Consider the following 19,709-nt stretch of genomic DNA (forward strand, 5'->3'; position numbering starts at 1 on the left):
TCGTTCCTCCCTCCCCACCTGCGTCGGGCAGGGAAATCACAAAAGCAAGCCCTTTTTCTCCCAAATCCCTTTCTTGCCTCTCGCCTCTCGCTTCTCGTCTATTGTCTCTCGCTTCTTGCCTCTCGCCTCTCGCCTCTCGCTTCTTTTGTCTTGTGTCTTAAGTCTTTTGTCTTGCGTCTTGACTCTCGCCTCTCAAACCCCACCTATTTCCTCCTCACCAAGGTTCCACAAATCAAGTCATGCAGGGCTTGACGATGAGGGTTGATATCGATCATCAAAATGCCAACTACCGTAGCTGCCGAAACAATCTTCAGCGGAAATCTCAAAAAAGACTGGAGGAAGATAATCTTTGATCCCTCCTTGTTCGTGACATGGAGCCTAAACAATCGCTTACCGAGGCTGCCACCGGCTTTCCATTCCATCACTGAGAAATAAAGCCAAACGGCAATGAGAATCGGTAAAACAAACAGGGGCTCATACACGGAATCCCAGCCAAAAACCAACACGAAAACAATTCCGATAAGCGGGACAAGGGTCAAGTCCAAAATGAAAAAATCCACGATTGCCGCCAATACGCGGGATCCTAGCATCAAGCCCGTTCTACTAACCTGAGATTCCTTTCTGAAGGAAATCCTTCTCGCCGTTGTTTCCATTTCCAAACTAGTTTCTTATTTTTTTGATTCGTTCGACAATGAATGATTTATGACAATCAATCAGAGAGCTTAAACCTAATGGGAATACGAAAAATGGATTCCTCTGTTTTCCCATTGAATGTTTGGGGAGTAAAATGATAGGGGTATTCCCTGACAACTCTCTTAGCTTCTTTCACTAGATCAGGATAACAAGTGTCTTCATTTAAACAGTAGACTTCTGATATTTCACCGATATCTGTAACGACAAACATCAGGTAGACTGTGCCTTCCTCTCCCTTCTTTCTGGAGGAAATTGGATATACTAGGTTTTTAGACAAATACTCGTTCCAGCCGTTCAAACCTCCCTTTGCACTGGCTTGAAAATCCAGCACGGCTGGCACCACATTTCCTTCTTCATCATAGGACTTTGTTTCCACTATATCAAAATGATGAAGCTTCTGTTCGGTCCTTATTTTCCCATTTTCATAATAGTACTTCCAGTCAAAGATGTTGGTTCGGTAATCAAAATCATACTTTCTCTTTAATTTCTCATTGACATCATATTCTAGGTGCGTCATAAAGAGCTTTTCCCCATTTGCATCTTTCACAATGGTAATATCAAACACGATGACACTATCCATCGTGTAGGTCTTGGACCTTAGTTTGCGGCCAACTTCCTTATCAACCTCAAAAAATACGGGAACGGTATCACGCAAGGAATCAAATTCTAGGTGTCTCGCATTGAGATACCTCACCGTCTCCTGCCCAAATCCAGCAGTCTGGACAAGCATAAAAACAGCAAATACGAACAGCAATCGAACCATATTTATCGAAAAGGATACAAAACTAAATTTAAAGACTTATCCTTTCGGTTGTATGTGGCTGAAGAAAAAAAGTTTCAATAATGCATATGCTGCTATTGATGAATAAATGATAAATGCGCAATGATAAATGATCAATTCACCTCTCCCCGGCCCTCTCCTTCAGGAAAAGGAGCTAATGCAAACCGAAGGAATCTCTTTTGGAATGAGGGATTCAAGTCCCATCGGGACGCTCTAACTGTATAAAAAACGGCAAGTATTTGATCACGAGCCCCATCGGGGCGATTTGATGAAAAACAAGGTAGATTTCTCGGTCGTTCCTCCCTACCAATGACAGGTTGGTGAACCGTCACCCTGAGGTCCCGATCGCTATCGTGGAGAAGGGTCTCCTCAATTTGGGCGATGCTTCTCCCGTACGGCTGTCGGGATCCGCAAGCTACGGTTCAGCATGACGGTAAGCAGCTGACATTCGCTTTCTGTAAATGCCAAATTTTAAAAACTCGAAATAACAAAGGAAGGCCCTTTTCTCCCGAATCCCTTTCTTGTTTCTTGTCTCTTGCCTCTTGCCTCTTGTTTCTTGCCTCTCGCCTCTCGCCTCCCCCCTCTCGCTTCTCGTCTCTCGCTTCTCGCTTCTTTTGTCTTTCGTCTTGCGTCTTGCGTCTTGCGTCTTGTGTCTCAAATCTCATTTCTCACACCTCAAATCTACCACCAAAACCCAAATATTATTCCGAATCCCCACTCCTCCCATTTTCATCTTTGCACAATTATTCGGTATTTTTGGCAAAAATTACATTTTCATGACCAAGCAAAAGACTGCCAAGCAATCCGAAGTGGTGATGACCGAAATGGTTCTCCCCAATGATACCAACACGCTCAACAACCTCATGGGTGGCAAACTCATGCATTGGATGGATATCGTGGCGGCCATTGCGGCACAAAAGCATTCCAACCGGATCGTGGTGACAGCCTCTGCCGACAGCATTTCCTTCAAGCATCCCATCGCCCTCGGCAACGTGGTGACGCTCAAGGCCCAAGTCACCCGCTCGTTCAACTCCTCCATGGAAGTATTTATCGAAGTTTGGGCCGAGGATATACCCGCCAACAAAAAGACGCAGACCCACCGGGCATTTTTCACCTTTGTGGCCGTGGACCAAAACGGCCGTCCGATCGAAGTTCCCGAATTGGTTCCCGAAACGGAACAGGAAAAAGAACTCTACGAAGGCGCCCTCCGCAGGCGCCAACTCCGTCTCATCCTTGGCAAGCGCATGGATCCCAAGGACGCCGTCGAGCTCCGCGCGATCTTCGAACCGGATTTTGGGAAAGAAGGGAATAGAGAGTAATCGGTTAGGGGTGTTGGATCAGCGACAGATTTTAGAATAGAATCTGCCTTCCCTTTGTCATTCCGAGGAACTTTGTCATTCCGAGGTACGAGGAATCTGGCTTGTGACATAGGCCCTCGCCACGACAGGGATCAAGGGACCAAAGAAAAGTTCGCTTTGTCATTCCGAGGAACGAGGAATCTGGCTTGTGACATAGACACCTCCTCCGTCGGGGTGACAAAGAAAAGCCAATCCTCCAAACCCAACATCCAATCAGTCGATTGCTTGCCTTTCCTGCACCCAAGACCTCCCCTTGTCATTCCGAGGAACGAGGAATCTATTGTATCCCCCCCAGGCTGTAGACCCCTCTCCACGACAGGGATCAAGGGACCAAAGAAAAGTTCGCTTTGTCATTCCGAGGAACGAGGAATCTACAACAAAGAGGTAGCAGTTAAAAGACCCCTCCTCCGTCGGGGTGACAAAGGAAACTCGTTCTATGACCTAGAGCTTCAAAGAGAAAAAAGCCTCCCCTTTGTCATTCCGAGGAACTTTGTCATTCCGAGGTACGAGGAATCTATTCTTACTCGTGTAATAGACCGCTCTCCACAATACCAATCGGGATCGGGGTGACAAAGAAAAGCCAATCCTCCAAGCATTAGGTTTCTTTCCATTTCTTCCCTAATTTGAAAGTGAAAATTTTTCATTCCGTTCAACCTATTTCCTTTCAAACCATGACAAAGAAATCCTACTCCAACGGCGAAGTCACCGTCACCTGGGAACCTTCCAAATGCACACACAGCGGCAATTGTGTCCGCGGACTCGGCCAAGTCTTCAAACCCAAGGAACAACCCTGGATCAAAATCGACGCCGCATCGAGCGAAGACATCATCAACCAAGTCAAGAAATGCCCCTCCGGCGCACTCGGCTATTTTCTCAACAAGGAATCCGAATAAGCCTTTCCCGCAAACCCACGAGGCCGAAAAGCCTAAGCCAGACCCAAGATCCCTAGATTCTAGACTCTTGTGTCTTGTGTCTTGTGTCTTGTGTCTTGCGTCTTGACTCTTGTTTCTCGGCTCTCGCTTCTTGTCTCTTGATTCTTGTCTCTTGATTCTTGACTCTCATGCGTAAAATCCTCGTCCTCCTTGCCCATCCCAAGTACGAGCATTCCCATGTCAACCTACAGCTGACCAAGGCCATCAGCGGCCTTGACAACGTCGACATCCGGGATCTCTACCAACTCTATCCTGACTTCGACATCGACGTGCAGGCAGAGCAGGAAGTGCTCCTCCTCTCGGATGTCATCGTCTGGCAACATCCCCTCTATTGGTACTCCTGCCCGCCCCTGATGAAGCAGTGGATCGACCTGGTGCTGGAGTTTGGTTGGGCGTATGGACCGGGCGGGATTTACCTCAAAAACAAACTCGTCCTCAGCAGCATTACCTCCGGAGGCACAGACGCCGCTTACTCCAAAGAAGGCAGGCATGGCCATACGCTGGCCGAATTTCTCCTTCCCCTGCTGCAAACGGCCAAGCTCTGCAACATGCGCTACCTGCCACCCTTTCATGTCGGGGGCACACACCGCATCCAATCGGAAGAACTCCGGGAAGCCGCAACGCAGTACCGCAACACCATCCTTTTTCTTCGTGATTCGCCCGAGATTCCTGCCGAACTGGGTGATTGGAAAACCCTGACAACCTATGGAAGATAGCTTTTTGTTCCAGGCGATCATCTACCTCGGTGCCGCCATCATCTGTGTCCCCATTGCCAAGAAGCTGGGGATGGGCTCCGTCCTCGGCTACCTTATCGCCGGTATCCTGATCGGGCCCTATGTCCTGGAGTTTGTGGGCGAAGAAGGGGAAGACATCATGCACTTTGCCGAATTCGGCGTGGTGATGATGCTGTTCCTTATCGGCTTGGAGCTCGAGCCGGCCAAGCTCTGGCAAATGCGCGCCATGATTACCCGCGTGGGACTTTCCCAAGTGCTCATCACTTCGGGCCTGCTCTTTGCCGCCATGGTCCTGCTGGGCCTGGACTGGAAAGTATCCCTCGCGATCTCGCTCTCCCTTTCCCTCTCGTCCACGGCCATCGTACTGCAGTCACTCAAGGAAAAGAACCTCCTCAACAGCTCCGCAGGCAAGAATTCCTTTGCCGTGCTCCTTATGCAGGATATCGCCGTCATCCCGATCTTGGCCGTGCTGCCGCTCTTGGCGGTCGCCAGTCCCACAGGCGGGGATGGACACCATGAAAGTTTTATCTCCCAAGTCCCGGGCTGGCTGCAGACCCTCCTCGTCATCGGCGCGGTGGGCCTTGTCGTCCTCTTGGGAAGGTACGCCATCGTGCCGCTGCTGCGCCTGATTTCCCGGACGCGCCTGCGGGAACTCTTCGTCGCCTGTGCCCTGCTGATCGTGGTCGGCATCGCTTTCCTGATGGAAGCGGTCGGCCTCTCCCCTGCCTTGGGGACTTTCCTCGCAGGTGTGATCTTGGCCAACTCGGAGTTCAAGCACGAGCTGGAAAGTGACCTCGAGCCCTTCAAGGGATTGCTGCTCGGGCTTTTCTTTATCGCCGTGGGCGCTTCCATCAACTTCGGGCTGATCTTCGACCAAGCCCTGCTCGTGATCTCCATCATGCTCGGCATCATGCTTGTCAAGACCCTCGTGCTCTTCGGCATCGGCAAGACCAACAAAATGGGCCTGGACCAAAACCTCATCTTTTCCATCAGCCTCAACCAAGTCGGCGAGTTTTCCTTCGTCACGTATTCCTTTGCCAGCCAACTCCAAATCCTCGACCAAAACACCACGGAAATGATGATGGCGGTGACGGCCCTGAGCATGACCCTGACGCCCCTGCTGATCCTGGCCAACGACAAACTCCTCCTGCCCCGCTTCGGCACCTTGGAAAAGACCGAGCGCGAGGCCGATGCCCTAGAGGAAAAAAACCCCGTCATCATCGCGGGATTCTCCCACTACGGGAGCACCGTCGGGCGCTTTCTCCGGGCCAACGGCATCCATGCCACCATCCTCGACCATGATTCCGACCGGGTGGACCTGCTGCGTCGGATGGGCTTCAAGGTCTACTACGGCGATGCCACCCGTGCCGACCTGCTCGAGTCCGCGGGCGCACACGAGGCCAAGATCCTGATTTCCGCCATCGACAATCCCGAAACCAACCTCCTCCTCGTGGAGACGGTGCACAAGCACTTCCCCCACCTCGAGCTGATGGTGCGGGCCAAGCACCGCGGGGATGCCTACGAACTGATGGAAATGGATGTGCCGCATATCTACCGCGAGCACCTCGACAGCAGCGTGCGCATGGGCAAGGACGTGCTTACCAAGCTCGGCTTTCGGGCACATACCGTCCACCGTCTCGCGCAGAACTTTATCAAATACGACGAAGCTGGCCTGCAGGAACTCGTCAAGTACAAGGACAACCAACAGGAATATATCTCCATGGTCCGGCGCAATATCGAAATGCAGGAAGACCTCCTCGCCTCGGAACTCAACCGGAAGTTTTCCCTCAACGACCACGCCTGGGACTCCGACCAAATCAAGGAAGGACTCAAAAATGCGGAGGGGAAGTCTTAATAGTGTCCAAAAATTAAATTTATCGTCAATTCCTGTCAGAGGGATTTGAGGAATGGGAAGGGTTTTATGGGCGAAGACAATTTGCGTTAGTGAAGCTATCGTTAAATGTTAGTAAACTAATAAAATATTTCATTAAAAGATTCGGTAACGCTTTAAATAAAGGTCTCATCTTTCTCGAAAAACATAAGTCGAAAAAATAAATCGGTAACTAAAGCATCATATGACAAATTGGGCGCAAATAAAGCTTGAAATAAAGAAGGAAACGCAAAGAGTTTTCCAAAATATATCAAATTTCAATATAGTCGAAACAATAGATTTGTTTGAAAAAGTAATACTGTATCCATTAAATCGGCCTGAACTAAAACTTGACGGTTTAGAAACAAGAGTGCCAAACGCGTTAGAAAAGATATTAGTTGATGGATTAAAGAAGGCTGATAATCTTTCTTACTTCCCTGATTTCGCTAAGGTAGAGCCGTTTTTAAGGAAAATTCTATATATCTCGGATCCAGCTAAGCTTGCAGATCTTGAAAACAAAAAGGCAGGATTAGGAGCATTCATAAATGTTCTCAGGTTGAATCCCAGTAGAATAGACTTCGAGAATGAAAAAATTGAAAATCTTTATGGTTCTCCAAATTTTGGTGAGCATATTTTTAGAACATATAATCTTCGAAATATCGAAAGTCATCAATGTGAAAATTGGACAAACAGAGAACTTTATGAAAATATTGAAAGTGTTTTGACCATATACCTTTACGCAACAAAGCAGTATGCTAATTCCCTGAGACCAATTGTAGAGGTTCCATTCAAAGAAAAAGAACCCGATTTCAAGACCTACTTAGAAAATGTTAAGGAAAATTTCAGATCACGAATTGGCAGGTTCATCCATATCAGAGGAAAAGAAAACATTATGCTTTCGCAAGGATACGTAGTTGAGAAAATTTCAAACCATGAATCTGAAATAATTGAACGTAAAGGGACTGTTAATGATCTACGAAAAAACCACGTGAGTGAAAAAAGAATGATACTCTGGGGTGATGCAGGAATGGGCAAAAGTACAACACTAGAGTACTTAGCATATGTGGACGCAGAGGAAAAACTACGGGACAATAAGGCTAAACTTCCCGTGTATATCCCATTGGGTTTGCTTACAGACAAGAATATTTCACTTAAACAAACAATCTTTAGTAAAATAAATGTTGATAATAACTTCGGTGAAAAAATGTTAAGAGAAGGGAGAATAAATCTCTTTCTTGACGCAGTGAACGAAATTCCAAGAGACGACAATAATCAATTAAAAACACTACGCTATCGAGAAATCCAGAACCTACTGAATGAGTACAAAAACACGTTCATTATCGTTTCTAATCGTCCGCAGGACGAAAATATTTTTTTAGGTGTTCCTGTCTTTCAGCTCCAAAAAATGGATAAGGAACAGATTACACTGTTTTTGAAGAAGTACACGGAAGGAAATGAGGTTATTGCAAAGCTCATACTTAATGAGATAGAAAAAGATTTGAGGCTTGAAAAAATTGTTAAAACACCATTGATGCTTTCAAGACTCATTGAGATTGTAAAAGCAAAGGGAGAAATACCAAAAAGCGAGGGTGAAATTATTGAGAAATTTATTTTTAGTCTTTATCAAAGGGAGAAACAGGAAAAAAAAGATGCGAATTTCAATATCAAACAGATTCATCGGCTTTTACGCTATCTCGGTTATGAAAGTCTCGAAAAAAAAGATACTAATTCGGGAATGACAGAGGATGAAATTTTAAACTACTTTGTAAAATGCAAGGAGAAGTACAGTTTTATAATTGACACGTCTTACGTGATTGAAATTGCCTCACAATTAGGAATTTTAGAAAAACGGGACGAAATGTACACTTTTGCGCACCAGGCATACCAAGATTACTTTCACGCGCAAGAAGAAAAAGCCATTTTGGGAGTATGATACGGAATTTAGAACACAAGGCAAATGATGAAAAATACTTTAAAAGCATCCGGTACTTTTCTCATAGCCTAAAAGGAGACAAAAGACGCGAGTTCATTGAACTGGTGGCTGAATACAATATATACCTTGCAGCGCAATGCATAATGTCTGCAGAAAAAGACGAAGACCTTGAAAAAAGGCTAATTGGAAAAGCTGAATACTTCGCTCAAAATTTCTTACAACCTGAAAATTCGGCGAAAGGATTTCTTGCTCTTGCCGAGTTTGAGAGCTTAAAAACAATAGTTAATCTCTTCTCCAACATCAAACATCCGAATAACGCACATCTACAAGTAATTTCAAAAATCTTTGAAAATAGACAGCCTGATATTTTTTGCTCCTTTTTATCAATATTCACAAAAACTGATAAGACGATTCTAATCCAGTTTGCCATAAACACTTACAATGGAGAATTGCCAATAAACAATCAAATTAAAGATCAATTGAATCTGATTTTCAAACATCTCTTAGATAAAAAGCTGTTTGGACTTTTGGATACTTTTATCGAAAAATTCAAATTACACAGTGACTTCTCTTATATTCTTGGAGATAATACCGAAAATATTATCAGACAAATTTCAAACGAAGGATTTAACGGTTTAAAGTTAGGCTTTAAATTAGCTAAGTCAAATGAACTGCTGTCAGTCTTTACGGTCGATTTCTTTATTAAGAAAGCTGCCGAAAGATCCTCAAAAAAGTCATTTTTATTTGCAATTACTACCGCGAATAAATATAATGTCAAAAAACTAAAACAAATAGATTTCGCGATAGAACGAGCGCTGGAAAGTCATGGGAAGAGTGGTAAAAATAAAATTAAGGCTATAGGCAAACATGCTTTGCTTGAGTACTCAAGTGAGAACCCACAGCTCTCAAATAAAGTTTTGAGTTATTATGATTCCTTTTGGAGTGACGGGACTGATGCACAAGCTCTTCAAAGAACGAAGGAATATGAAAGAAAGGACGAGGAGAGACTAATATATAGTTTAAAAAACCTTGATGTGTATTTGGATTTTTTGTTCGAAAAAAACAAGCGTATTCCGATTGAAAGGCAGATATACGAAATATTGAATAATTTCGACACCAATCTAATTGAACTCTCTCACAAATTGAGAAGATTTGAATTGCAAGGAACTGTGAAACATATTCTAGACTATGGCTGCTATGTTAAACCTAGTTCATTTAGAACAGAAAAGCTGCTATTTCTTCATAAAAATCAAATTACAGAAAAAACAGAAGTAAATCATCCAAACGAATTTTTTAAAAAAGGTGCATTAATTTCATTCAGAATAATCGGTATTAATCGACAAAACCACAGACTGAATATATCTTGTTTAGATAGTTTTAAACCCGAAAATCATTTGTCTCCACCGAGTGAGTCCCGCTCCGATTGAAGAGCGCCACGACGCAAAGCATATCCGCGAATGCTGTCGGTTTTTTTTCTGCTTTCCTTTTTTTTGAGTTTATAACTCATTCAATTCTCGGTTAAAGCTTCTGAGGGAATGTTCCAAAAAAATAGAATTGAAAATCCGTGAACCTTTGTGACTATTTTCTATTTTATTGCCAATCATCATTTTTACTATTTTTGTAGTTTTTTAATATATCTTTCATTAATTCATCTACTGTAATATCTAATGAATTTAATATTAAACTCATGGCATGTAAAGTAGCAATTTCTGGTTTCTTTAAATTATTTGAGTTTTTTAAAGTCTTAAACTTATCAATATATTGTTTATCAATTTTACTATTCAATTCAAGCGTTCCATTCATATCAATTGCAGATTCAAACTTAAAATTTGTTATTGTCACTCTGATTCTGTTTTCTTTTGATTCTATCGTTAATGTATGAGAAACTATATAAGTTGTAGTGGTTGGCTTGTATCCCATAAATACATAATAACTTTCTAAAGTCATTGGTAAATTACCCTTCACTACTATTGTACCACTTTCGACATCATTTAAATCAATTACGGATTTTGAACTTCTATACAGATCACTTATACTTTTCAAGCCAGTAGAATGAAGATTTTCCTTCGTACCTTCTATTTCAATTATCTCTCTGTATATTATTTCATTTGATTCTATTACAAAATCTGGTAAGGGAAGTGGTTTCAAATCCGAATCTTTTATTTGCCCAAATGATTGAAATGAAAATAGTATGAATATTGTGATTAAGGTAGTTTTCATATTTTCCATTGTTTTTAGTGTGTGTATAGAAATATGTATCCACTTTCTCAAAAATCGACTTTTAGTAGATTATTTTCAATCTTTTTTTGAACGTTTTATTCTTCTTCTTTTTTTATAATTCTTTTTTCTGGACTTACTTTTCTTCCTTAGGCTCTTTGTCTACTCTTTTTGTGCTACGCCCGTCTGGGTGGGATTTGTAATTTCATTCCAGGAAGTCTGCTCCACATAATCCAATTCATTTCCGCAGCCGGCTTCCTTGTGGAGGATATCGTCGATAATTTTAAAGGTTTGTTCAAACATGGGTAAAACTTGTCTACATGATCCCTTTGGCCTTGGTGTCGTAGACAAAGGATTTTTACCAGGCCAATATCTTAAGTTATCCGGTATGCCGCTATCCCTTGATCGGGGTATTTTTTAGGTTTTGCCACAAAAAGTCGGGGAATTTGGGGTTTGGGGAAACGGTGGGTTTGGGTCTTACAAGAGGTGTGAGCTCTTATTCAAATCCAAGACTAGGCTATAACACTTGATTTAAAGGAGCGGGAGTCAAGGGTTTGTTTGTTAGTTGCTGGATTTTTCATTTTTTCACTATACATTTGTAACTCATTTCAGCGAGATAGATGTGTGGCCGGCTATTTTAGCGTTTTAGGACGCAAGTCAACCAATCATAAAGGTGAATTAAACAAGGGTAATGCATCTATCTTCTGAAATGAACACTATAAAACCATAATTTTTCTCTTCTATTTAATTTGTTCATTTTCCGCTGAATAATTACTTGAACAACTTGTTCTCCAGTAATCTTGTCCTGATAGCGGGCTCTAATACCAATTTTCTGTTCAAATTCTTTAAAAGTTTCGTTTTGATTGAGCAGAAAATACTTTCCTTCCTCTACCTCATGAATTATCTGTTTAGCTACTCCAAGAAGTCTTAAAGAATTTACTCTTCTTTCTTTACCACGACTTGAAGAGAGAATATGGTTCCAACCAGTTTTTGAAACACGAATTTGTTTTTTTAATGCAGAGCATATTATTATGTTTCCATTTTTCCAATTTTTGTAAAAATTTCGGGCATCGTCTTTTAGTTGAATAGAATTTATTAATCCTTTACTTTCTGAATTAAGTTCAATTAATGGTAAATCACTATTTGAAAGAAGCGGTTTGACAAGTTTTATAAAGCTCCCCTTACTATGCTCACCAAACACGTTATTCTTTGGAATAGATAACAACGTTTTTGTCCCCTCAACTCTCAACTTTTCACTTTTAAGGTCAACCCACCAAGCTTTTGCGTTTAACCTACTTTCCTTCCAAACTATTCGTCCTTTATCGTCCTTAATTAAATTTCCTTTTTTGTCAAAAGATGGCTTTGATGGGTTCACGAACACAAGTATTGCTGGTTCAGCTTGTTTTCTCCAATATTCTAAATGTTCGTTTAAACCTTTTTGATCGTCGATGGAAATCCGAATTTCGTTTTTTGTTTCGCTTGAAATATACTTTGGACCACATTTAATTTGAACATTGATTTTGACCCCTAGATCAATATTTCTTTTCTTCATTAATATTAGGCCATCAATTCCTTTGTCGTTTCTCGCATCAAAAGGTTGCCATCCACATTCCCAAAATTCTTGTACGTATTGAGCAACAACCCTCATTCCAGTTGCTTCATTTTTTGTTCTAATTCTATTTGCAAAATCACTCATAGTGTCATTTAATGTCTTTTTTTTAACCTAGGAGCTATGTTTCATATTGAACTAAAGACTTTCAGATTAAGTTTGTTGTTTTGAAGCAGCTATGCCCTGTTTTTTATTTCGCACATCTAAAACAAATGGAACCTTCATCTATCGCCGCCAAGCCGATGGGTTGTTGAGATCATCTCAAAAATGACCTTGGTCTTTGTAGTACGAATCTGAAAAGTCCACATGCCGACAGAAAAAACTCAGCCTCATAAATTAGACTAAAAATTCTGTAAAAGGCAATACCCTCAAACGAAAAAATCTGGATACCCCCTCTGAGTGTAGAAAGCGACGACGCTAAGCGGAATTTGTAATTCCGCTTTTATATTTCTTTGAATTTGCAATTCACCCTTTTCCAGGCTCAATTTTCCACAAGAGAGTTCATAAAAAATGAAATTCAAATTCCGTCAACCTATGTCACGACCTTTTGAGGGGTGATTGTGACCTAGTAATTTTATCCGAATACCAGAGAAGGACATTTAGAAACTAAAAATTTCCTGATCACTATTCGCACTAATCAACAAAAGGAAATGAAATATGCTCTAAACAACGGCGCAAGAATTGAGGCGTCTAAAGGCACTAGGGGCACCTGTCCATGTTGTGGTTCAGAGTTGATCGCAAGATGTGGAGACATAAAGATTCACCATTGGGCGCATAAAAGTAGCTGCGATCCATGGTGGGAAACCGAGACGGAATGGCATCGACTATGGAAAAACAGATATCCTCCTAAATGGCAGGAATTTTTGACCCTTGATGAAGAAACTGGTGAAAGACACATTGCTGACGTAAAGACAGAAGCTGATCTGATTATCGAATTCCAGCATTCTGCAATAGATCCGCAAGAGCGATTACAAAGGGAACGACATTATAAAAATTTGATTTGGGTTGTTGACGGAACACGCCTAAAGAGGGATTTCAAAAGATTTTCAAATCAATACAATGAGTTAATAAAGACAAATAAACCTGGGATTTTCTTAATTGATCATGATGAAGGCATTTTCAACAAGAGCTGGCTAACTAGTTCGGTACCGGTGATTTTTGATTTTAAAGGAATAAATCCAACTGATGGAGATCACGATATTCGAAACAGTTTGTATTGCCTGCTTCAAATAAAACTAGGGAGATACTCAATAATAGCCGAATTTAGTAGGGAAGCGTTTATAAAATCAACGATAAACGGAACATGGTCGATTCATATCCAAAACTTCATTAATGCAATTTCGCCAAAAAAAGCACCTGATTCCCACCAAAACCAAACTAATCCTACGAAGCCAAAAGATGGCAGCCATTTCTTTGATCCAAAGAGTGGAAAATGGAAAAGGCGAACCCGGTGGTAATCCGAAAAGACGAAATCAAACCTATATCAAATAACAAAATATGAAGACAAGAATGCGGTCAACCGACCTTTCAACTGATCAAAAAAAGCTATTAAGAGACTTTATTAAGGAATTTCTGCCCAAGCGAGGAAACAAGAAGAAGTATACTGGAAACGAACTAGGATATATAGAAAGTACCCTTAACCTTGTCTTCGTACAAAACTTTGGATACAATATCGACGATATGGATTTGATTGATGCCTTCACAGAATTGGAATATGACATTTATACAAAACTGGGGGAATGGGATCCTGACCATAAATATATAAAGCCATCGACTAAGGGAGACATTAGGATTATGGGAGGTGCATATTCCGATTTTGATGCGGCTTTCATTTATATCGATGTTGAACCAAAGATTTTGCGGAACCTTATGTTGACTGTAAAAAAGTTGCCAGATTATACGAACCAGACAAAAATTGACGCTGAAAAAGAAATGGCTGAAAGAATTAATCGGTTTAAAGCAAATTATTTCAAATCTTAGTCGGAGTTGGATTGCCGTTTTTGCCGTAATTGAAGTTTGTATCTTCCTTTTCTAGTTATCACAATTGGTTGAAAATGAACAAAATTGAGCCAGTTTGGGAAATCAAAAAGCCTCAAGTTCTCGCACTATGGGATTTTGAATCAAATATGAGATTTGAAATCACTGAAGAAAATCCGATTGATTTGATTTTAAGTAAACTGAATGATCGATATCTGAAAACACGTTTCACCTCTGAAGGCCTCAGAAACCCCTACTTAGAACAAGAAAAAATCAGGGGAATTTTGGAAAGATGGTCAAATAATCTTCCAGTAGACCCTCCTCGTTTGCTCTGGAGTATCGCGATTGGTTCATTGAAGACGGAATCCATAGATTGAATTGTGCGATTTCGCTAGGCGCATCAACTGTACCACTGATCTTTACACGATATGACTATCCACTTTGGACAGGTTAGTATAGACGGGGCAGTCCCAGCCCGGGTGTGGGTCCGCGGCTGTCGTCAGGATGTAATCCCACCCTTCTATCGATGCCGATTTGTAATTGGCCTTTTCAAATACCTCTCTTAAGGTCTTGGCGAGTCGATTCCTATTCGCGATCTTGGCATCTTTATTTTTTCAGGGCTTGTTAGTCCAATGCTCCCTATACCAAATCCCCTGCATCCTCGTATCAAAGTAGATGATGTCCTGATGATGTCCTGGGAATGACCCTATCATCACCCGGTGCTGAGGAGACCCTTCTCCAGTCCATGCCCAGTCTAACTCCAGTCCAAGTCCAGTCCAACTCCTGTCGGAGACTGCGCATACAATGCCCGAACACACTTCGAAACCTGTGTCAATCGGTCCACCGATGGTCTGAGTCCCCCAATGGGTCCGCGGCATCCTTCGGGATGTAATCCCACCCTACTATCAATGCCAATTTGTAATTGGCCCTATCAGACGTAATGATCCTGCGTCCGGAAATGTAGGAGAACGGTGAAATCCACCCCGAAGTGGGTGGAACGCTCAATAGCCCCGGGTAAGGTGCTTCCCCTCTCCTTATCTCTCGGAAATGCCTGATGCACCGCAACCCGGGGAAAAAGGAAGCAGCGACGTATTGGATTTTTGGTTGCGGAAAGTTCAAGAATCAATGCAGCTTCTCTCCAAAAACCGACTAGCGTAAGAGTGGTTGATTATTTTCCCAATCAAAACTGGATTTACACCCTACCCCCGTTTGTTTGAGGTCACAGATTGTGACCTCAAAGAATCAAACCGGTCACAGGTAGTGACCAGTTCATTGAATTCATTGTCATTCAGCTGAAATCTAAAGTTTTCAGGAAATCGGGAAATATTCCGCTTTACAGCTTGATTAAGGACCTTCGTTTCGATTTGGTACAATTCAGCCAAATCACTGTCTATCATCACCTGCTGATCTCGAAAAGTGAAAATCCGGTTTTCGATATGCTGTAGATCCTTAGTCATGACACAATTTCGTTAAGCTATTTTCCCCACAGATTGAGGTCACAATTTGTGACCTTGAATTTTGGATTCTATGTTGTGATCCCAAATGTCCAAACCTGTCGCAATTTGCAAGCAGTTCAGATAACTCATTTTTATTCAGCTGAAATCGAAAAGATTCAGGAAAACGGGAAATATTCCGCTTTTCAGCTTGATTAAGGACCTTCGTTTCGATTTGGTACAATCCAGCCAAATCACTGTCTATCATCACCTGCTGATCTCGAAAGCTGAAAATTCGATTTTCGATATGCTGTAGATCCTTAGTCATGACGCCATTCTTTTAAGCTATTTACACACTTTTAGGGATAGTTTCAACGCATCTTCGGTTGTTGCCATTCCCCTACTATTAGTTTAGAATGCTGTTTCGCCAAGGACCCACGACATTCGTCAGGTTGAAATTCCCTCCCAGTCGGCATATACCCAAATGGTTTCCTTTGGCCCCCGCCATCAATTTTGTCTCTTGGGAGCACGCTTTTTTGTGATCAGTTGTGCGTCTTGCAGTTTACCTGTATGAGCGTGTAATGGTTGTATTGTAGTGACTAGGTGTACACGGTCTGTGTCCATAGACCATTCTAACTTTCTCTACTGCTCCCCGACCTACGGAGACAAAAAACGACACGATGGATGCCGTCCCTTCAGCAAGGGGCGATACCCCTTGCTGCGGGATTACGCCCCCTTGGGGCTTTTCTGTTTCGGGGAACACATCTCTCTAGCCCTGAATATCTCACAAACATGGTTGTAGGCCATGTCTGAAATATGGATGACGCCCCCTTGGGGCTTGGGAACCATGTCTCCATTATTCGCAAGGGGCGATACCCCTTGCTGGGGGATTACGCCCCATTGGGGCTTGGGAACCGTGTCGCCATTGCGGATTTGTATTTTCTTAACCGAAAAATTATTTCCATCTACAACCGATTGTGCTTAAATTGATAACCTAATCTGATTTTTATGAACCAAAATTTCACTTCCACTACCCTGACCGATTCCCGCCAAGCTGAAGCCACCACGGTCAGCCGCGTGATTCCGACTTATGTCTATGCGACGGTTTTTGCTTCCTTGTGCATCGCGGTGGGATTGCAGTGGGATATTTCTTGGCACATGAGTGTGGGACGGGACGGTTTGTTTTCTCCGCCCCATATTCTGATCTATCTGGGGGCGGTGATTGCAGGTTTGTTTTCAGGAATCAAGGTTTTGAGGACCAGCTTTTGGGGTTCCAAGGAAGAAAAGTCCCAAAGCATCAAGTTTTGGGGGATTTTCCACGGATCCCTTGGTGCGATGTTTTGCGTATGGGGAGCTTTTGCGATGCTGACCTCTGCTCCTTTTGACGATTGGTGGCACAATACCTATGGACTTGATGTCAAAATCCTCTCTCCTCCCCATGCTTTGTTGGGGCTCGGGATGATGATGATCCAATTTGGGGCCATGATTTCGGTGATTGCAGCACAAAATAAACTGGGAGAAAAGATGGATGCCCGGACCAAATCCCACCTCCAATGGATGTATGCCTTGTCCGCAGGGTTTCTGTTGGTGATGGTCTATACCCTCGTGTCTGAGTATTTCTTTTTGAATATGCTGCATGGGGTTTTGACTTATCAGGTGGCCGCTTTGATGTTTCCTTTGTTTTTGATTTCGATTTCATTTGCTTCTCCCTATAAATTCGGGGCTACCAAAATGGCCTTGATCTATACCTTTGCCATGGCAGCCATGGTGTGGATCATGCCTTTGTTTCCTGCCGAACCCAAGCTCAGTCCGGTATTCAATTACATCACGCGGTTTCAGCCCTTTCATTTCCCGATCCTTTTGATCGTCCCCGCGGTAGCCATAGACTATGCAATAGAAAGATGGAGGCATACCAACAAATGGCTTTTGGCAGGCATGCTTTCCCTGATTTTTGTGATCTTCTTTACCCCTGCACAATGGTATTTTTCAGAAATACTGATTTCTGAGACCGGCAGAGGATGGTTTTTTGGGAGGTTTTCATGGCCCTATTTTGCCAATCCGGATTATGAATTCCGGTTCCAGTTCCATCCCGATTCCACCTCTCATGGATGGGATTTGATCAAAGGCTTGTTGATAGCGGTAGGCATCGGGACGCTGACTTCAAGGGTCGGTCTTTCATGGGGCAATTGGATGAAGCAGGTGAAGCGATAAGCCATGAGAAAAAAACTTGTATTGCCCTTTCTTATCTTGCTTTGGTGTACCGCAAGCAGCCATGTGGGAAGTCCGGGCGTCATCTTTGAAGGTCTATTGGGACCTTACCGTATCCTCGCCAATATCATCCCTGCCGAAGTCGTCCCGGGAATTGCTCGGGTGACGATCATCCTTCCCGAAAATCCTCAAAATATTACCCTGGAGGTTCGTCCGGTTTATTGGTCAGCGGGTCTGAAAGGAACTCCCAAAGCCGACCCGATGGTAGCAGTGCCGGGGGAACCAGGAAAATATGAAGGGGAATTGTGGTTTATGAATTCGGGAACTTCCAGCGTGCAGGTGATCATGCAATCCAAGGGAGAGACTTTTGAAGCGGTCGTTCCTGTCATGGCCTGGCCCACAGCCAAAAATTCCATGACCTCAGAGTTGGGCATTCCGCTGACGATTCTGGGGATTTTCTTGGTCGTCCTGATGGTGACCATCATCTCCTCGGCGATGAGTGACAGCATCCGGGAACCCGGAAAAGAAAGGAATCCTGCTGTGGAAAAAAGAAGAAAATATGGAATTGCCATCGGGTCAGTCATCATGCTCTTGATCCTTTGGGGAGGAAAAACCTGGTGGGATGCCGAATCGAAGAATTATGACGAATACCTTTTCAAGCCCATAGAGGCCAATTCGAGGATAGAATCAGCAAACGGTGAAAATTACCTGCATATGGAAGTCGACACCGCCACGCTCCGTCAGGGAAAGCTTTCCCGAAAACTCAGCCTCATCGTACCGGACCACGGCAAATTGATGCATTTGTTTTTGATCAGAAAGGGCGATCTGGATGTGTTTGCACACCTGCACCCGGAGCGGTTGGATTCCTTGAACTTCAAGGTAAAGCTACCTCCCATCCCGGCAGGGGATTACCATGTGTATGCAGATATCACCCGGTTTACTGGGTTTTCAGAAACGATCATTTCGGATTTTACTATTCCAGAAACGTCAGGATTTCAGCTCATTTCCAATACAGAAGTTGCATTGGGTCGGGACGATACCTATACCTTTTCCAATCCTGTTTCGGGTAAAAAGACCTCCTTGGATGGGGATATCATGATCTGCGGCAAACCCGGTATAAAAACGGATTTGCCGGGAGGATACTCGGCAGTGTGGGAAACTGAGGGGGAAAAGTTTGAAACCGGAAGCCTTTACAACCTTGATTTTGCGCTTTTTGATCCGGAGGGAAATCCTGCCAAACTCGAACCCTATCTAGGGATGATGGGTCATGCCGTGGTCCTGAAATACGACGGGTCAGTGTACATCCACCTCCACCCTACAGGCAATTATTCCATGGGATCACAGCAGATGCTGCTCGAGCGGTTTGAATCAGGCAAAATCGGCATGCAAAATCTGCCCTCAGTGCTCAGCTTTCAAGACAGCATCGATAGGGTGATCAAGGTTTTGGATCAGATGCCCGAATCGGAGCGTGACAGCCTTCTGATGGGAAATATGGTCCACCTCGACCCAGCCGATCCTGATCACATCGAACACAGCATGGTCAGCTTCCCCTATGCCTTTCCCCAACCGGGAAACTACCGAATCTGGGTGCAGGTAAAGATCGATGGAAAAATTGTGAACGGAGCTTTTGATGTGGAAGTGGAGTAAGCAGAAGAAAAAATCAAGGAAAGTAAAGACCGCGAATGGGGCAAACTTTCAATAGCCATGGGTGTGGATAGTAGGGTTCGATTTATGCCACCTGTTTCGGTCTGATAGTGCAAGCCGTTTCGGTTCAAACTGTACCGGTTTTCCTTTTCCAAGGTCTGTGTCTCCCCCTCCATGGTCTATGCCCCAAAGACCATTTTAACTTTCTCCACCACTCCCCGACCGACAAAAACAAAAAACGATACGATGGATGCCGCCCCTTCAGCAAGGGGCGGTACCCCTTGCTAGGAGATGTCGCCCCGTTGGGGCTTTTCTTTTTC

19 protein-coding genes are annotated in these 19,709 nt (G+C 43.4%); 11 read left to right on the plus strand and 8 right to left on the minus strand.

The features are described from left to right. Positions 1–203 precede the first annotated feature (203 nt). On the minus strand, positions 204–653 hold the full coding sequence (locus C943_RS07325) for an RDD family protein (RefSeq protein WP_008625990.1): 450 nt from the start codon (positions 651–653) through the stop codon (positions 204–206). Between the two features lie 56 nt (positions 654–709). Next, positions 710–1,447, minus strand: coding sequence for an energy transducer TonB (locus C943_RS21335; RefSeq protein ID WP_008625992.1), 738 nt, complete (start codon positions 1,445–1,447; stop codon positions 710–712). Between the two features lie 803 nt (positions 1,448–2,250). Between C943_RS21335 and C943_RS07340 the strand changes: the two genes are divergently transcribed. From C943_RS07340 to C943_RS07375, 6 genes are all read left to right on the plus strand, one after another. Next, positions 2,251–2,793: an acyl-CoA thioesterase gene (locus C943_RS07340; protein ID WP_008625995.1), complete on the plus strand. Its 543-nt coding sequence runs from the start codon at positions 2,251–2,253 to the stop codon at positions 2,791–2,793. Between the two features lie 710 nt (positions 2,794–3,503). After that, complete coding sequence (locus C943_RS07355) at positions 3,504–3,725, plus strand: (4Fe-4S)-binding protein (protein WP_008625997.1); 222 nt, start codon at positions 3,504–3,506, stop codon at positions 3,723–3,725. Between the two features lie 167 nt (positions 3,726–3,892). Further along, positions 3,893–4,480 (plus strand): glutathione-regulated potassium-efflux system oxidoreductase KefF, encoded by a 588-nt coding sequence (kefF, locus tag C943_RS07360; RefSeq protein ID WP_008625998.1) that lies wholly within the window; start codon positions 3,893–3,895, stop codon positions 4,478–4,480. Then, on the plus strand, positions 4,470–6,353 hold the full coding sequence (locus C943_RS07365) for a monovalent cation:proton antiporter-2 (CPA2) family protein (RefSeq protein ID WP_008625999.1): 1,884 nt from the start codon (positions 4,470–4,472) through the stop codon (positions 6,351–6,353). The genes kefF and C943_RS07365 overlap by 11 nt, the downstream gene beginning before the upstream one ends. Before the next feature lie 220 nt (positions 6,354–6,573). Beyond that, on the plus strand, positions 6,574–8,301 hold the full coding sequence (locus C943_RS07370; protein WP_008626000.1) for an NACHT domain-containing protein: 1,728 nt from the start codon (positions 6,574–6,576) through the stop codon (positions 8,299–8,301). After that, positions 8,298–9,728 (plus strand): S1 domain-containing protein, encoded by a 1,431-nt coding sequence (locus tag C943_RS07375; RefSeq protein WP_008626001.1) that lies wholly within the window; start codon positions 8,298–8,300, stop codon positions 9,726–9,728. Before C943_RS07370 ends, C943_RS07375 begins: the two co-directional genes overlap by 4 nt. Before the next feature lie 163 nt (positions 9,729–9,891). Here C943_RS07375 and C943_RS07380 read toward each other — a convergent pair whose 3' ends face one another. The 3 genes from C943_RS07380 to C943_RS07385 all read right to left on the minus strand — a co-directional run bounded on the left by C943_RS07380 (position 9,892) and on the right by C943_RS07385 (position 12,214). Further along, entirely contained in the window at positions 9,892–10,521 is a 630-nt protein-coding gene (locus C943_RS07380; RefSeq protein WP_157198466.1) for a DUF4468 domain-containing protein, read from the minus strand. A 159-nt stretch (positions 10,522–10,680) separates the two neighbouring features. Continuing rightward, positions 10,681–10,821, minus strand: coding sequence for a hypothetical protein (locus C943_RS22010; protein WP_008626009.1), 141 nt, complete (start codon positions 10,819–10,821; stop codon positions 10,681–10,683). Between the two features lie 394 nt (positions 10,822–11,215). Next, positions 11,216–12,214, minus strand: a complete 999-nt coding sequence (locus C943_RS07385) for a DUF4365 domain-containing protein (protein ID WP_008626016.1) — start codon at positions 12,212–12,214, stop codon at positions 11,216–11,218. Between the two features lie 563 nt (positions 12,215–12,777). Between C943_RS07385 and C943_RS07390 the strand changes: the two genes are divergently transcribed. The 3 genes from C943_RS07390 to C943_RS07400 all read left to right on the plus strand — a co-directional run bounded on the left by C943_RS07390 (position 12,778) and on the right by C943_RS07400 (position 14,481). Next, on the plus strand, positions 12,778–13,584 hold the full coding sequence (locus tag C943_RS07390; protein ID WP_008626017.1) for a competence protein CoiA: 807 nt from the start codon (positions 12,778–12,780) through the stop codon (positions 13,582–13,584). Between the two features lie 40 nt (positions 13,585–13,624). Further along, entirely contained in the window at positions 13,625–14,107 is a 483-nt protein-coding gene (locus tag C943_RS07395) for a hypothetical protein (protein ID WP_157198467.1), read from the plus strand. A gap of 74 nt (positions 14,108–14,181) precedes the next feature. Then, complete coding sequence (locus C943_RS07400; RefSeq protein ID WP_008626019.1) at positions 14,182–14,481, plus strand: hypothetical protein; 300 nt, start codon at positions 14,182–14,184, stop codon at positions 14,479–14,481. Between the two features lie 237 nt (positions 14,482–14,718). Here C943_RS07400 and C943_RS07405 read toward each other — a convergent pair whose 3' ends face one another. The 3 genes from C943_RS07405 to C943_RS21705 all read right to left on the minus strand — a co-directional run bounded on the left by C943_RS07405 (position 14,719) and on the right by C943_RS21705 (position 15,865). Further along, positions 14,719–14,982 (minus strand): hypothetical protein, encoded by a 264-nt coding sequence (locus tag C943_RS07405; RefSeq protein ID WP_040479491.1) that lies wholly within the window; start codon positions 14,980–14,982, stop codon positions 14,719–14,721. Between the two features lie 321 nt (positions 14,983–15,303). Further along, complete coding sequence (locus tag C943_RS07410; protein WP_008626020.1) at positions 15,304–15,561, minus strand: ORF6N domain-containing protein; 258 nt, start codon at positions 15,559–15,561, stop codon at positions 15,304–15,306. Then, positions 15,554–15,865, minus strand: coding sequence for an ORF6N domain-containing protein (locus C943_RS21705; RefSeq protein WP_081610459.1), 312 nt, complete (start codon positions 15,863–15,865; stop codon positions 15,554–15,556). Before C943_RS21705 ends, C943_RS07410 begins: the two co-directional genes overlap by 8 nt. A 680-nt stretch (positions 15,866–16,545) precedes the next feature. On the opposite strand from C943_RS21705, the gene C943_RS07415 reads away from it, so the two are divergent. Continuing rightward, positions 16,546–17,748 (plus strand): hypothetical protein, encoded by a 1,203-nt coding sequence (locus C943_RS07415; protein ID WP_008626022.1) that lies wholly within the window; start codon positions 16,546–16,548, stop codon positions 17,746–17,748. Positions 17,749–17,751: 3 nt separating this feature from the next. Then, a complete protein-coding gene (locus tag C943_RS07420) occupies positions 17,752–19,392 on the plus strand; it encodes a hypothetical protein (RefSeq protein WP_040479493.1) in 1,641 nt (546 codons plus the stop codon). The last annotated feature ends 317 nt before the right edge of the window (positions 19,393–19,709 follow it).

Origin of the sequence: Mariniradius saccharolyticus AK6 (genome assembly GCF_000330725.2) — a bacterium.
Lineage (GTDB): Bacteria > Bacteroidota > Bacteroidia > Cytophagales > Cyclobacteriaceae > Mariniradius > Mariniradius saccharolyticus.